The sequence below is a fragment of the Rhodococcus sp. NPDC078407 genome (assembly GCF_044542515.1).
GTDB lineage: Bacteria > Actinomycetota > Actinomycetes > Mycobacteriales > Mycobacteriaceae > Rhodococcoides.
The window spans coordinates 13,777-27,712 of record NZ_JBITUQ010000022.1; the positions used below are offsets into that span (position 1 = coordinate 13,777).

The 13,936-nt window shown below is 63.2% G+C and carries 15 protein-coding genes and 1 pseudogene; 9 read left to right on the forward strand and 7 right to left on the reverse strand.

Annotated features, from left to right (window positions below):
• Positions 1 to 19: 19 nt before the first annotated feature.
• Entirely contained in the window at positions 20 to 1,264 is a 1,245-nt protein-coding gene (locus tag ACIGGF_RS19625) for a hypothetical protein (protein WP_397522836.1), read from the reverse strand.
• 354 nt (positions 1,265 to 1,618) lie between these two features.
• Between ACIGGF_RS19625 and ACIGGF_RS19630 the strand changes: the two genes are divergently transcribed.
• From ACIGGF_RS19630 to ACIGGF_RS19640, 3 genes are all read left to right on the forward strand, one after another.
• A complete protein-coding gene (locus ACIGGF_RS19630) occupies positions 1,619 to 1,915 on the forward strand; it encodes a LuxR C-terminal-related transcriptional regulator (protein WP_397522837.1) in 297 nt (98 codons plus the stop codon).
• 125 nt (positions 1,916 to 2,040) lie between these two features.
• Positions 2,041 to 2,538 carry a hypothetical protein gene (locus tag ACIGGF_RS19635; RefSeq protein ID WP_397522838.1) on the forward strand — a complete coding sequence of 166 codons (498 nt, stop codon included), beginning with the start codon at positions 2,041 to 2,043 and terminating at the stop codon, positions 2,536 to 2,538.
• Positions 2,535 to 3,299 carry an alpha/beta fold hydrolase gene (locus tag ACIGGF_RS19640; protein ID WP_397522839.1) on the forward strand — a complete coding sequence of 255 codons (765 nt, stop codon included), beginning with the start codon at positions 2,535 to 2,537 and terminating at the stop codon, positions 3,297 to 3,299. The genes ACIGGF_RS19635 and ACIGGF_RS19640 overlap by 4 nt, the downstream gene beginning before the upstream one ends.
• Here the strand turns inward: ACIGGF_RS19640 and ACIGGF_RS19645 are convergent.
• Together ACIGGF_RS19645 and ACIGGF_RS19650 are read right to left on the reverse strand one after the other, a co-directional pair.
• Entirely contained in the window at positions 3,287 to 4,228 is a 942-nt protein-coding gene (locus ACIGGF_RS19645; RefSeq protein ID WP_397522840.1) for an MBL fold metallo-hydrolase, read from the reverse strand. The genes ACIGGF_RS19640 and ACIGGF_RS19645 overlap by 13 nt on opposite strands.
• A 2-nt stretch (positions 4,229 to 4,230) precedes the next feature.
• A complete protein-coding gene (locus ACIGGF_RS19650; protein ID WP_397522841.1) occupies positions 4,231 to 5,895 on the reverse strand; it encodes an FAD-binding dehydrogenase in 1,665 nt (554 codons plus the stop codon).
• Between the two features lie 151 nt (positions 5,896 to 6,046).
• On the opposite strand from ACIGGF_RS19650, the gene ACIGGF_RS19655 reads away from it, so the two are divergent.
• Positions 6,047 to 7,228 (forward strand): helix-turn-helix domain-containing protein, encoded by a 1,182-nt coding sequence (locus ACIGGF_RS19655; protein ID WP_397522842.1) that lies wholly within the window; start codon positions 6,047 to 6,049, stop codon positions 7,226 to 7,228.
• Between the two features lie 96 nt (positions 7,229 to 7,324).
• Complete coding sequence (locus tag ACIGGF_RS19660; RefSeq protein ID WP_397522843.1) at positions 7,325 to 8,077, forward strand: alpha/beta hydrolase family protein; 753 nt, start codon at positions 7,325 to 7,327, stop codon at positions 8,075 to 8,077.
• An 18-nt stretch (positions 8,078 to 8,095) separates the two neighbouring features.
• Here ACIGGF_RS19660 and ACIGGF_RS19665 read toward each other — a convergent pair whose 3' ends face one another.
• The gene (locus ACIGGF_RS19665; RefSeq protein WP_397522844.1) at positions 8,096 to 8,995 is read right to left on the reverse strand and encodes a 3-hydroxyacyl-CoA dehydrogenase; all 900 of its coding nucleotides are present in this window, start codon (positions 8,993 to 8,995) and stop codon (positions 8,096 to 8,098) included.
• 169 nt (positions 8,996 to 9,164) lie between these two features.
• On the opposite strand from ACIGGF_RS19665, the gene ACIGGF_RS19670 reads away from it, so the two are divergent.
• On the forward strand, positions 9,165 to 9,530 hold the full coding sequence (locus tag ACIGGF_RS19670) for a DUF1330 domain-containing protein (RefSeq protein WP_397522845.1): 366 nt from the start codon (positions 9,165 to 9,167) through the stop codon (positions 9,528 to 9,530).
• Between the two features lie 41 nt (positions 9,531 to 9,571).
• Here the strand turns inward: ACIGGF_RS19670 and ACIGGF_RS19675 are convergent, their stop codons facing one another.
• Positions 9,572 to 10,396, reverse strand: a complete 825-nt coding sequence (locus ACIGGF_RS19675) for a dienelactone hydrolase family protein (RefSeq protein ID WP_397522846.1) — start codon at positions 10,394 to 10,396, stop codon at positions 9,572 to 9,574.
• A gap of 195 nt (positions 10,397 to 10,591) precedes the next feature.
• On the opposite strand from ACIGGF_RS19675, the pseudogene ACIGGF_RS19680 reads away from it, so the two are divergent.
• Positions 10,592 to 11,398: pseudogene (locus tag ACIGGF_RS19680) on the forward strand (SGNH/GDSL hydrolase family protein).
• A 6-nt stretch (positions 11,399 to 11,404) separates the two neighbouring features.
• On the opposite strand, the gene ACIGGF_RS19685 reads toward ACIGGF_RS19680, so the two are convergent.
• Positions 11,405 to 11,776 carry a hypothetical protein gene (locus ACIGGF_RS19685; RefSeq protein WP_397522847.1) on the reverse strand — a complete coding sequence of 124 codons (372 nt, stop codon included), beginning with the start codon at positions 11,774 to 11,776 and terminating at the stop codon, positions 11,405 to 11,407.
• A gap of 67 nt (positions 11,777 to 11,843) precedes the next feature.
• Here ACIGGF_RS19685 and ACIGGF_RS19690 point away from each other — a divergent pair, with 67 nt between their 5' ends.
• Complete coding sequence (locus ACIGGF_RS19690) at positions 11,844 to 12,386, forward strand: TetR/AcrR family transcriptional regulator (protein WP_397522848.1); 543 nt, start codon at positions 11,844 to 11,846, stop codon at positions 12,384 to 12,386.
• Between the two features lie 35 nt (positions 12,387 to 12,421).
• Here the strand turns inward: ACIGGF_RS19690 and ACIGGF_RS19695 are convergent, their stop codons facing one another.
• Entirely contained in the window at positions 12,422 to 13,225 is an 804-nt protein-coding gene (locus ACIGGF_RS19695; RefSeq protein WP_397522849.1) for a MerR family transcriptional regulator, read from the reverse strand.
• A 70-nt stretch (positions 13,226 to 13,295) separates the two neighbouring features.
• On the opposite strand from ACIGGF_RS19695, the gene ACIGGF_RS19700 reads away from it, so the two are divergent.
• A complete protein-coding gene (locus ACIGGF_RS19700; RefSeq protein ID WP_397522850.1) occupies positions 13,296 to 13,913 on the forward strand; it encodes a TetR/AcrR family transcriptional regulator in 618 nt (205 codons plus the stop codon).
• The last annotated feature ends 23 nt before the right edge of the window (positions 13,914 to 13,936 follow it).

A 13,936-nucleotide genomic window follows, 5' to 3' on the forward strand; every position in this document is an offset into this window, starting at 1 on the left:
CTGACGCGGCCGCGGGGAGTCAGCGAGCCAGCATTCCGGACAAGAACACGCGCAGGACGTTGTCGCCGACCTCCTCCGAGGTTTCGGCAGGCCGCGTCAAGGATCTGATCACCACGTTGTTGGCGAGCATCGTGGCCATTTCCAGCGCCGACGAGTCGGTGGCGAAATCACCTCGGCGCTGGCCGTTTTCGATGATCGGAGTGAGCGCCGAGGGCATGGGCAGATGCTCCCTGATGGTGGTGACGGTACCGGGCTCGTGAAACTGCTCGAAGCTCAGCGCAAGCAACATTCCCGAGCTCATAGCTCGGTCACGCGCTACCAACTCTGCTACACGGTTGACCGAACGCCGCAGGGCCACAACGGGTTCCACCTCGAGCCGGGCGTCAGCTCGGCCCAAGCGGAGAACACGCTCGAACTCCGGGGTGAGCGCGGCGACGATGATGTCGACCTTGCTCGGGAAGAGGCGTTTGAGATCGGTGACGGTCAGCGAGGAGGCCGACGCGATGTCTGCAAGAGTGACCGAAAAATATGAGTGTTCCGAGAACAACGTCCGGGTGGCCGCGATGACGTCGGATTCGATGTCATCGCGTGCAGGATCGACCTCGTCGAGTGATCGGGGAGCATCGACGTGCTGCACGGTGCCCTGCCGTCGATCCGAGTGCACCGGGTCCACTGCCCAGTCCAGCAACGAGTCGACGACCTCGGACACCCACGGCGCGGAAATGGTTGCCGGGCCCAGTGTTTCCCGGAAGGCAAGGCCATCGAGCAGAGCGACGAAAATGGTGGATAGATCGGCGACCGTCAGCGGCCTTTTCACCGAACCGCCGACAGCACGAAGTTTCTTCCTGATTGCGGCTTCGGCGGCGCGATCCATGGCATCGAATTCCGGTGCCAGCGACGACCGCGCTCCGGCGTGATCGGATGCGATCATGCCGCCGATCATCCTTCTCCGCATCAACCCCGAGGTCAGGTGCTCGAAATAGACCGCGAGTTCCGAGGCAGGCTGTTCGCCGGGGTCATCGGGTGGTGAGTACTGCAGCGACACGTGTGTGAGTAGATCCTCCACGAACGCGTCCTTGCCGCCGCGCTCCCCAGCGCGAGAGGAGCCCGGATACACGTTGTGGAAGGTCTGGTGCGACAAGCCCGCCTCGTCCACGACCGCGGCAATGGACAACGATTTGGCCAACACCGACATGTCGAGGTCGGTCAGCAAGCGCAAACCCGCCCCGAGCAATTGTTCACGTGGAGTGGATTTCGTGCTCAACGACAGCCGCCTACCGATAATCGTTCGATGGACCGTCGACTATAGCAATACGCCCACAAGGCCCGATTTTTATATTTTTATAAAAAGCGTTTTATACATTCATCCATCTTCGATCCGTTTGTCGAATCCGGTGGTGTTGTTTCATATTTCGCGGCGTGGTCCGATGTTCGAAACACCCAGGACGGACAACGGGGGTCGGATGCCATGCGGGACAGGAACACGGTTGCACCGAACACGGCTGCGACGGGCACAGGTGCGACGAATACAGGTGCGGCAACAGCGACGCTCGACCATGCGTCCGGATCGTCGAAGCACCCGTCACAACGATTCGCGCCGCGCCGCAGCGCGTCGGCGGTGCGGTCTCGAACCGTCGCGAACCTCGGCACCGACAGGCCTCTGGTACCGCAGGAATCGGCCACTTTCGCCGACCCCGGACTGACCACGCGCGAAATCGCGGTACTGGGCGCGTGGTTGCGCTGCGATTCCAAGCAAGAAGTGTGCGCGGTCCTACACATCGCGCTGGGCACGGTGAACACCCATCTCACCCGTATTCGCGCGAAATACGCAGCTGTCGGCCGAACCGCGCCCACCAAGGCTTCACTTGTTGCCCGGGCACTGCAAGACGGGCTGGTCACCCTCGACGACCTGTGACCGATAGCGCCCCTCGTCGCACGGTTCGATGCTAGGTTCCCAGACGCACGTCGATCTCGTTCCGATGGTGGGGCCATGACAAATCTCGCGGAGTCTGTGCTGCGCTCGTTCGTGGGTCCATCGGTGTGCGCTGCACTGGTGGGTATCGGTGGCTGGGACGGTTCCTCGGCCAGCTCTTCGGCAGCGACCGCAAGGCAGCACCGACGAGCTATGGGGATCCGTCCGTCGTCTACTCCTGGCAGGACTACGACGAGATGACCCCGAACGACTACACCGATCCTTCGAAAGAGGTGACCTCCATCTCGCAGATCGCGCGGAGCCTGAGCGAACCACCCCTGGACTTCACCGAGTGGTATTTCCCGACGGCCATCACCACCGATCTGGGACAACCGACCTCGCCGTCGATTGCCGCCTACTACCTCTACCGCGATGGCGTGAGCCGGAACCCCGTGCTGACCCTGCAAGGCGACGGTGGTCTGGATCTGGGTGCGTCCGACAGCCCGAACGACATTCCGATCACTCTGCACGGGTACAACCATCTCGACGTTCTGACGGCGGCGCAGAAGCAGAACAACGGTCTACCGGAGCAAGTGTCGACTCGCCTGGCAGCGTTCAGCCGATGAGGACGAAGCCGGCCTTGATGTTGCTGCACGGCGTCACCATGTCGGGAGCTGCGTGGGACGACGTCGTACCGTTGCTCGCCGAGCGGTTCGATGTCATCGCTCCCACCGCGGCCGGTCATCGTGGCGGCCCGACGCTCGAAGGCGCAGCCACCATTGCCGCCGTCACCGATGCTGCAGAACGCGAACTCGACTCGCGCGGACTCGATGCAGTACACATCGCCGGAAATTCGATGGGCGGATGGATGGCCATCGAGCTGGCGAGACGGGGACGCGCGCGCTCGGTCTGTGCATTCTCACCTGCGGGACTGTGGAAGAAGGACGAAAAGCCGGGCGCCAGTCGAGCCACCTTGATCCGTACCAAGAGGTTGGCCGACGCGACTCGCCACCTCGCCCCAGCGCTGATGAAGTTCGGGCTTGCTCGTCGAATAACGATGCGCGACATTGCAGTTCACGGCGACCGCATGACGCCGGAGCAGGCCGTTCGATCGTTCCAGGATCTCGTCGGGTGCGACGCAGCGTACGACCTACTGAACACCCGCGAGAGCGTGGACCCACTGCTCGAGCTGCCCTGCCCGATCACCGTCACGTGGGCGGCTCACGATCGCATATTTCCGCCGGCAGAGTTCGTCCCCATTGCCCGACAGCGCCTGCCTCGGGCCCGGTTCGTCACCGCACCGGGCGTCGGCCATGTTCCGATGATCGACGACCCGGTTCTGTGTGCGCGCCTGATCGTCGAGTCGATCGAGGATCAGACGGGCTGACGCTCCTCTCGCGCCCACGGGTCACTGCGTCGCCACAACATCGGCAACTCGAGTGCGACTCCGTCTCGACGTGCACAGTCACTCAGCACGTCGATGGAGGCGGACATGTCGTCGAAGGCGTACGACAACGCCTGCAGGGGTTTGTCGAGACCTCGAAAGAAGTTGTCCCAGTGCGTCAGGACGACACGATGGGCACCGACTGCCGTGACCGTCTCCTGCCAGTACTGCTCGATGAACGCGCGCGGTCGGCGGCCGAGTTGGCCTATGGACAGATACGCGACGTCGGCACTGAGGCCGTCGAGCATGCCGACCCGAAAACCCGCACTGCTGTGAACCAAGGCCGTTCGACCGCTGGGGACGTGTTCGACGTGCATCGACCATGCTTCGCCGCAGCGGTATTCGCGTACCCTTGCCGGCTGGGTCACGGGTCGCTCGATCGGTCCGTGCGCCCGATCCGGATGTGAGTGAACGGATTCGACGAACGTGACGGCGAAGTTTCCCTGCATCGTCGTTTCGCCGTTGTCCACCACGACGATCCGGTCGACCGGCAGGTCCGAACCCCGCCCGATGAAACCGGTCGAGGAACCGCCTACCAGAACCGCCCCGGTACGCAGCGCCACTGCCGCGGAATCGAGAGCATGGTCGTAGTGCGAGTGCGCACACAGGACGGCGTCGAGTGTGGCAATACCTGCTCTGTGCAAGGCTGCGTCGACGCGCTGCATGTCGGAACGAAGGGGCAGGACCAGGGTTCTCGCAAGCGATGGGCGCGAGAAGAAGCCGTCGGTGAGGATCGCGGATTCGCCGTCGTCGAACAACACCGTGCTGACGCCGAGAAACGACACCGTGACCGGCGAGGCCGGGGTCGCCGAAGCAGTGATGGCGATCTCCGGCGGGCCGGGCAGTGGAGGTCGGCCGAGGCGTCGGAGCACTGTTACGCCTGCGCTGCGAGCGCACGTCCGGCCTGCCGCCCGCCGAAGACACAACCGCCCAGGAACGTCCCTTCCAGTGAGCGATATCCGTGTACTCCACCGCCACCGAATCCGGCGATCTCCCCGGCTGCCCACAGTCCTTCGATCGCCTGCCCTCGACTGTCGAGAACGCGTCCTTGTAAGTCGGTTTGTATGCCACCCAACGTCTTTCGAGTGATGATGTTCAGTCGCACGGCGATCAACGGTCCCGATTTGGGATCGAGAATTTTGTGCAGAGACGCGGTCCGCGCGATGCGCTCCCCGCGCGAACGACGAGAATTGTGGATCGCGGAGACCTGCAGGTCTTTGGTGAACGGGTTGTCGACCTCACGATCGCGAGCCTCGATCTGTCGCCTCAGGTCGGCCGGGTCGATCAGGTCTTCTCCGGAAACCTTGTTCATTCCCTGCACGAGTTCCCCGAGGGTGTCGGCGACGACGAAATCCTCACCGTTCTCCTTGAACGCCTCGACCGGTCCACTGGCACCGGGCAATACCCGACTCAGAACGAGTTTGAGGTTCTTGCCGGTGATGTCCGGGTTCTGCTCCGATCCCGAGAGCGCGAACTCCTTCTCGATGATCTTCTGGGTGAGGACGAACCACGAGTACTCGTATCCGCTGTCCTGAATGGCTTTCAAGGTTCCGAGGGTGTCGAAGCCCGGGAAGTTGGGGGCTGGGAAGCGTCGACCACGCGCGTCGAACCACATCGACGACGGCCCTGGAATGATTCTGATGCCATGGTTCTTCCAGATCGGATTCCAGTTCTTGATTCCCTCGGTGTAGTGCCACATCCGGTCCTTGTTGACCAGACGCCCGCCGACCTTCTCGGTGATACCCAACATGCGGCCGTCGACATGTTCGGGGACTCCCGAAATCAGCGATGCCGGAGCCGTTCCCAGACGGGCAGGCCAATTCTCCCGCACCAGATCGTGATTGGCACCGATACCTCCTGCCGTGACGAGTACCGCCCCGGCATGCAACTCGAAGTCCCCCACCTCGACGCGGGTACTGCCCGCACCGCGCTCCGCCGCGCTCGGTTCGAGAATTGCGCCGCGCACGCCCTCGACCACCCCTGCCGTGACGACGAATTCGTCGACGCGATGACGAAAACCGAAGCGCACCAGCCCCTTGTCGGCAGCCTCGCGGACGCGGCGCTCGAATGGGTCGACGACGCCCGGCCCCGTGCCCCAGGTCAGGTGGAAACGCGGAACCGAGTTGCCGTGGCCGTCGGCGAGGTACCCACCTCGCTCGGCCCAGCCGACGATCGGAACCCACCGCATCCCCTGCGCGTGCAGCCAGGACCGCTTCTCCCCTGCTGCGAAATCGAGGTACGCGCGCGCCCAACGGTGACCCCAGTAGTCCTCGCCCGCCGGATCGTCGATACCGCGATCGAAAGTCGCGGTGCCCAGCCAGTCCTGCCAGGCGAGATCGGGAGAATCCTTGATACCCATGCGCCGCTGCTCCGGGGTGTCGACCATGAACAATCCGCCGAGCGACCAGAACGCCTGACCACCGAGATTCTGCTCGGGTTCCTGGTCGAGGAGGAGCACACGCTTTCCTGCGTCGGCCAATTCGGCGGTCGCCACCAGTCCGGCCAAGCCTGCACCCACCACGATCACATCTGCGTCCATTGCCCCACTCTTCTGCTCGCCCCGGCTGCTTCTCCCTCGACTGTGCTGTCACCGGCGCCGGAACTCAAGGAAATCGCCTTGAATGAGTATAGAGTTTGTCAGGTGCTGACAAAGAGTGTGTCGTAGACCGATGTACCCGGAGCGTGCCGCGGTGGTTGCGAAGATCGAATCGGAGCTGGGCCCCGTCGTCACCTCCGCAGTTCACTCGATTCGTGAGGCGATCCCGGTCTACCGTTCACTGCACGGTGCACAGTTGGCCGATGTGGAGGCCATCGCGTATTGGTCTCTGAGGCGTTTGATGGCTTTGTGGGCGCACGGTGATCGGGCGATCGACGACCGTGACCACAAGAGATTCCGAGCAATAGGGTCCGCGCGAGCCGCAGACGGTCGGCCACTGGCCGATGTGCTGCGCGCGTATCGAGTCGCGTCCAGCGTGTTCGTTCGGCACGTCACAACCGAGTATCTGGATGTACTCGACCCCCGGGACATCGCCGAACTCGGCCTCGGCGTGCTCGACGCCATCGATGCCATCTCCGAGGAGATCATCGGCGCGTACGTCGTTGCGCGCGAACAACTCACATCCGACCGCACGCAAGCTCACGCTCTGCTGCTCGACGACCTACTGGCAGGCAGACACACCTCGCCCGGAGCGGTGGCCGATCGCACCCGCGAACTCGACCTCGAACTGCCCAGCCACCCGAATCTGTTGGTGGTGGAGCCGGCAAGCGCGGGCAGACCACTGACCGACGACATCGCCGAATCTTTGGTTCTCGCGTTGGGACTCACGCCGCCGGATCGAACCGCGTCGTCGACGCAGCGCACTCATCTGTGCACCCGGCGCGAGCAGCGGGCGATCTTGCTGCTGCCGTCGACGATCGATCGAGTCCAGGTCGACACCGAATCACGCGCCACCGGTGTGCGTGGATGTCTCGTGGAGCGGTCGACCATCTCCGGTATCAGCAGCGCGTGGAGACTTGCTTCGGAGGCTCTGGATACCGCACCGGATCACGCGTTCGAGGACCGCGCCGTGCTCGACGCCGGTGATGCGCAGCTGCTGGCACTGTTGACCGCGCGACCCACCGCGGACACGAGCGAGGTGGTACGCACTGTTCTCGGCTCGCTCACCGAGGCCGCGAACATACATCTCCTCGAGGGACTTTCGGCCTTCATCACCACCGGCACCGCCACGGCCGCAGCGACACAACTGCATGTGCATCCGCAGACGTTGCGCTACCGACTGCGCCGAGCTCAGGAAGTGACGGGCCGAGATCCCCGATCTGCGTGGCATCGACTCGCGTTGGACACCGCGATTCAATTACGCCAACTCGGCTGACCGGGCTCGGCTGAACTCAGCGTCGTCGGCGATCGAGTACACACGCGACCATGCCTGATTGCTCCAGCAGGAGCCGTCGATCCTAGGATGACCGGCATGTCGGAACACGTCACGTTTCCCAGTGCTACCGGACCCACCTTGGCAGGCGTGGTCGATGTTCCGGAGGGTGAGGCGCGAGGGTGGGGCGTATTCGCTCACGGTTTCACGCTGGGCAAGGACTGCCCGGCGGCGAATCGAATGTGCAAGCAGCTCGCAGCGGACGGCATCGGAATGCTTCGCTTCGACAACCTCGGTCTGGGCCACTCCGAGGGCGACTGGGGCGACGGTTCGTTCTCGAACAAGGTGCACGACCATGTCAAGGCCGTCGAGTTCATGAACGCGACCGGTCGTGAGGTGAAGTTGCTCGTCGGCCATTCCTTCGGCGGCTCGGCGGCCATTGCTGCGGCGCACGAGTGTCCGACGGTCGAAGCGGTGGCCATCGTCGCCGCCCCGTTTCAGCCCGCGCACGTCGAGCACAACTACGACGCACTCATTCATCGGATCCAGGAGGAGGGCGAGGCACCGTTCCACGCCGGCGGCAAAGCGCTGACCCTCAAACGACAGTTCGTCGACGACGTCCGCAAAGCAGACCTGCGCGAGCGCATCACCACCCTTCGGAGACCATTACTCGTCATGCACTCCCCCACCGACAACACGGTAGGGATCGACAATGCCAGCGAGATCTTCCAGGCTGCCCGCCACCCCCGGAGCTTCGTTTCGCTGGAGGGGGCCAATCACCTTCTCACCGGCAAGAATCAAGCAGCTCGTGCCGGTCGGATCATCAGCGCCTGGGCGGATCCGTACCTCTGACAGGTGGGATCGCGCGTTTCAGTTGATGTTCCACGACTCGACAGCGTCGAGTCGCCGGCCATCGGAGTCGTACGTGTAGAAGCCTTCACCGTCCCCGAGACCGGTCTTTCCCGCGTCGATTCCCTTTTGCAGTATGTCGGCGAATGCGACCTGAGCCTCGCCACCGTGTGCGCGCGCGATGTGTGCTGCGACGTTGAAGCCGACAGTGTCGTATATCTGGAACGGACCGGCGGGTGCACCGGTGGCTATGCGCCACACATTGTCGATGTCTGCCGGATTGGCAACCCCGCCGACGTACAGGTTGGCTCCGGCCTGCAGCAGCGGGATCAGAAGACTGTTCAGCACGTATCCCGGAATTTCTTTTCGGACCGGAATGGGAACAAGACCGATCTCTGAGGCAAAGCCCAGTACGGCATCGAAGTAGACAGGATCTGTTGCAGCAGTTGCCATCACCTCACCGGTGTTGTACCGCCACACGAGATTGGCGAAGTGCAGTGCAAGAAACTTTTCCGGCCGCCCGGTGGCCTCGGCGAAACTGCTGGGCAGTAGCGACGACGAGTTGGTCACGAAGATGGTTTTCGGCGGAGCGGACGCGCCGATATCCGACCAGACCTTCGTTTTCAGGTCGAGATTCTCCGGAACAGCTTCGATCACCAGGTCGGCGTCCGAAACGGCCTCCTCGACGCTGGTGGTGGTCGTGATGGATTCGATGGCCTCGTCGAAGCGCGCCTCGTCGAAAGCCTTCAGATCACGCTTGTAGTATCCGCGCATCCATTCCCAGCGATCCGGCAGCTTGGCGAGTAGTTCGTCGGAAATGTCGTACCCCACAACGGTTTTTCCGTGGTAGGCAGCCTGCATCATGATCTGCGAACCGAGCACTCCGGTTCCGAATACGGTCACTTTCTCGAGGTCGGTCATGGACGACACACTTCCCATTCATCGAGTCACTGGTTCTTCCGCCCTCCATGTTCCACCGCTGACCTTGGAACCACCGCCTCGGGGGTCCGCCAGTGAATCGACTTGCTGTACGAGCGGCACGGATGCATTTCCCGCTCCGCCGCATCGACCGATGACGCATAATCGAACGATGGCTGTCGATCCCCGTGGAAGAGACCTGAAGCGCTACCTCGAAGAAGATCCCGGCGGTCCGGTGGTGATGCTCAACCTGCTTCGGTTCTCCGAGGGTGGTCGCGACTCGTACGCAGAATATGCCAAAGCGCTGGACGAGACTTTCCTCCCGCGCTACGGAGCGACGGTGCTGTACGCGGGCGACGGTTCGACCGCACTTGCCGCCGAGGACGGGCAGGCCTGGGATGCAGTGCTCCTGGTCGAGTATCCGTCACGTACGGCGTTCAGCAAGATGGTGGCCGATCCCGAATATCAGACGGTGACGGCGTTACGGACCGCCGCCTTGAAGGAGGCGGTTCTGCAGGCCACCATTCCGTGGTCGTGAATTCGACCCTCGGCTCAGCATCGCAATCGCGCCGCGGGGCCTCAGGGCGTTGGGAGCAACTTACTGCGGAACAGGTCGAGTACCTGGTCCAACGCCTGCCGAGTCGGCTGACCCGGCTCGTCGATGAGTCCTTCCGTCACGACGGAGTGTGGCGGCCCGAATGCTTCCGGGTTGAACGCAGAATCGGGCAATTCCACCGACACGAACGCATCGCCGAGTTGTTCCCTCAAAAACTCGAACCGTGCAGGTGGACACATCTTGTCGCCCTTGAACCGCATACCGAGAACAGTGAGATCTCCGGCACCACAACGACTTTTCACCTTCGAGAGGTCGCCGGCACTGATGTCGATGGAACGGCTGCGTGACTTCGATGCCGCGAACGGAAGGGACGGTTGCGACAGCACCGGTGCGATCAATCGGTCGTCGGCGGCCATGGCGAGGGCGAACCCGCCCGTGAAGCACATTCCGATGGCACCGACGCCCGGTCCGCCGCACCGCTCGTGTTCCTCGGCCGCGAGGGCCCGCAGCCACACCACGATCCGCGATGACTTGCCGGTGGCCAGGATGGTGAATTCTCGACTGATGCAGGCCGGCACCATGGCACGGGACATGGTGGCAGCAGTACCGAGGAGCCCGAGGGGAGCACTCAGCGGGTCCTTCCCGTCGACGCCGAAGAGATGCGGAACGATTGCGGTGCATCCGATTCCGGCGACGGTGCGCGCGAAGTCTGCCACTTTCGGCGTGATGCCCGGCATTTCGGACATCACGATGACAGCCGGCCCGGTGCCGATGCGATAGACAGGGGCACTGCGTCCGTCCGCGGTGAACTCGGTTCGCTGGAAATCGGCCAGAGTGTCATCGGTCATGGGTTTTCGTCCTCCTGCAAGATGTCCACCGCGTCGAGCAGACGCATGTGAGCAACGCTAGATCATCGAATCGGCTTTTGCCCCGGGTCCGAAGTACGCCGCAGCAGCGGTACGATCTCGGCAATATCCGGCCATCGGGGGTCTGTAGTGCGCAGTAAAACGAAGCGGTTCGGGATCGGCGTCGTTGCGGTTGTCGTGCTCGCGTTGGCGAGCCCTCCCACCGCCGCAGCATCCCCGATCGAGCACGTCAATCTGGGCGACAGCTTCAGCGCCGGAAGCGGAGTGCTTCCGCTCGCGCCGAGCACTCCCCTTCGGTGTCTGCAATCCGAGCAGAATTTTGCGCACATCGTGGCACGACAGCAGGGCTTCAGTCTCACCGATGTCAGCTGCGGCGGCGCGGCCACAGATGACTTCTATACCCCTCAATTCGATGGCACTCGGCCGCAGTTCGATGCATTGTCGCCTTCGGCCGATGTGGTGACCTTGATGATCGGCGGCAACGACAACAGCGTGTTCTCTGGAGCGATCGCCGCGTGTGTGAGTGCACTGGCGACCCACGCCGGTGCGTTCGATCCGTGCACACAGCAGAACGGCAGCACCTTCGACGACAAGATTCTCGACAGCACACTGCCGGCCGTTCGACAGGCATTGCGCGACATACACACTCGAGTACCCGAGGCGAAGGTGATCATCGTCGGCTATCCGTAGCTGATCCCCGCCGCGAGCACGTGCGCACCGCAGGTCCCCGTTGCGCTCGGCGACGTTCCCTATCTGCGCAACCTTCAGTCCACGCTGAACGATGTCATTCGCCGGGCCGCAGCGGAGACCGACACGACATTCGTCGACATGTCCGTGGTGTCGGAGGGGCACGATGCATGCCAACCCGTCGGACTGCGGTGGGTCGAACCACTGCTGTTCGCGACTCAGTTCGTGCCGCTGCATCCCAATGCCCTCGGCGAGGCTGCGATAGCAGCAGAAGTAGCCGACGCGCTCACTGGATGATCACCATCAGTTCGAGTCGGCGATAATTTTCACTCCCAGTGCGACAAACAGCGCTGCGCCGCCCGCTACTCCGATCAGACTCGTGGCAGGCGCGCCTGCACGACGGCCGAGCACACTCGCCACGACGTCGAGGGCATCGATCGCAATTCCGGCCTCCACGGCTGCTGTGCGAACTTCCGCGGATGGGTGGTGCAGCGCCATTCCCAGCGCGAGATCGCGGACTCCGAAAAGGCGTGTCGCCACCCCCGCACTCCCGGCCTGACTCATGCGTCCGAGCCCGAAGGCACGCCACGAATGTGCAGGACTCACCCACGAGACCACTCCGGCGGTCGATCGCAGAACCGACAGTGCGAGCAAGGAATTCGACCGTGTGCGCATTACGTGTCCTTCGTTTGTAGTAGTCACTACAAACGACGCTACCTGTAGCGGCTACTACAATCAAGCGGTGGTCAACAGACATTCCCGCGAAGAAATGCTGTCCGTGGCACTCGACGCCGCCGTGGAAGGCGGCCTGAGCCGGTTGACCTTCGGCAGACTGGCGTCGCGATTGAAGACCAGCGATCGCATGGTCGTCTACTATTTTCCGAAAAAGGACGACCTCGTCACGGCTGTCCTGGAAGTAGTCGGGCATCGATTGCAACACGTGTTGGCCGCAGCATTCTCGACGCCGATGAACAACCACCGCTCCCTCGTCGCGGCGGCGTGGCCGGTGGTGGCTCAGCCTGAATACGATCCGCTGTTCGGGCTCTATTTCGAGGCAATCGGACAAGCTACTGCCGGCATCGAACCCTACAAATCTGTGGCCTCGCAGCTGATCGAGGTCTGGATCGAATGGCTCGGCGGTTTCGTCCTCGGCGATCCGGACCATCGGCGTACCGAAGCTGCCGCTGCCGTCGCACTGCTCGACGGCCTTCTGCTCATGCGCCTCCTGGGCGGCAGCAGTCTCGCCGACACAGCATCGACCCCACTACTCGAACCCGGTTCATGACGAACTGGACTGCTTCCCAATATATTTCGACCACACTATCGAGCTCGAGACGCCACAGGTTCCTGGATCGGCGTCTGGAACGACCACAGATGTCCCTCGGGATCGCGAACGCTGTATTCACGAACGCCGTAGGGCATATCGGTGGGCGGGTAGTCGATTGCCGCCCCGGTTGCCGCCACGCGGGCATGGTGGGCATCGACGTCGTCGACGAGGATCGCCAACGATGCGGTGACCGAGCCGGTGGTCAGTGGCGACACCATGCGATGTTCGGGGGCCTCGCGGTGCAACCAGACAACACCGTCACCGGCATGAATCTCGCCGTGGACTGCTCGGTCGCCGTCGTATTCGATCGGTCCAGGAGACAAGCCGAGAACGTCGACGAGGTATGAATGCGCCGCCGCGATGTCGCGGTAGACCAACAACGTGGTGCGGCGAGTGACTGCGGGCTCGTCGGTCGACAAGCCGGAGAGCAGGTCCAGTAAGGCGTCGTCGCTCGGGCGAGCACCGTGGAGAAGTCGGTCCTCCACGGCCCGAACGCGCTCACGGACGCGGGCGAATTCGGCCATCCGGTGATCCAGATCGGCCAGATGCTGCCGTGTCAGGTTTTGGAGGTCCGCTGCCTCCGGATCGACGTCCGCAAGCGGAGTGCCCAATTCTCGGAGCAGCCGAATACGGTAGAGGCGGTCGAGGTCGCCTCCGTCGTACCGACGCCTGCCACCTCCGTCCCGGGCGGGGGTCAACAACCCCAGCTCCTCGTAGTAACGCAACGTGCGCTCGGTGAGGCCGGTCCTACGGGCCACGTCGCCGATGCCCCAGTTCGTGGAACCGCTGCTGTTCATGAGGGCAACGGTAGAACCTCACGTCACGTCATGAGCAAACCCTCGGCCCGAGGCCATCTACGGTAAGTGCATGACCGCGACCCCCAGCTGGGACACATACGAGGGCTCGAACCTTCCCCCTGCCCTGTCGTCGGCGTTGACCACGTTCGCGGAACAGGGCTATCACGGAACATCGGTGCGGCAGATCGCCGCAGATGCCGGGCTGTCGGTTCCCGGTCTGTACCACCACTTTCCGTCGAAGCAGGCTCTGCTGGTCGGCATCATGGACGAATCGATGAACGAGTTGCTCGAGCGGTCTCGATCGGCCGAGGCCGGGGCCGGTTCGTCGCCGAGTGACCGTTTCGATGCCGTCGTCGAATCGCTGCTGCTGTTCCATATTCACAGGCGCGACGCCGCATTCGTCTGCTCGACGGAAATTCGCAGCCTCGATCCGGCCAATCGCGCCGCCTACATTGCCAAGCGCGACGAGGAACAACGGCTGCTCGACGCGATCGTCGCCGACGGCGTTGCCGACGGCTCGTTCGACACTCCGCACCCGAGGGATGCCAGCCGGGCCGTCACGACGATGTGTGTCGGCCTGGCAACGTGGTATCGACCGGACGGGCCGTTGTCTCCGAGCGAGCTGGTGGCGGTCTATCTCGACATCGCCCGTCGTACGGTCGGTGCTACGACCGCCGAACAGGGGTAGCTCCCCCTTGACCCGACCGAGTG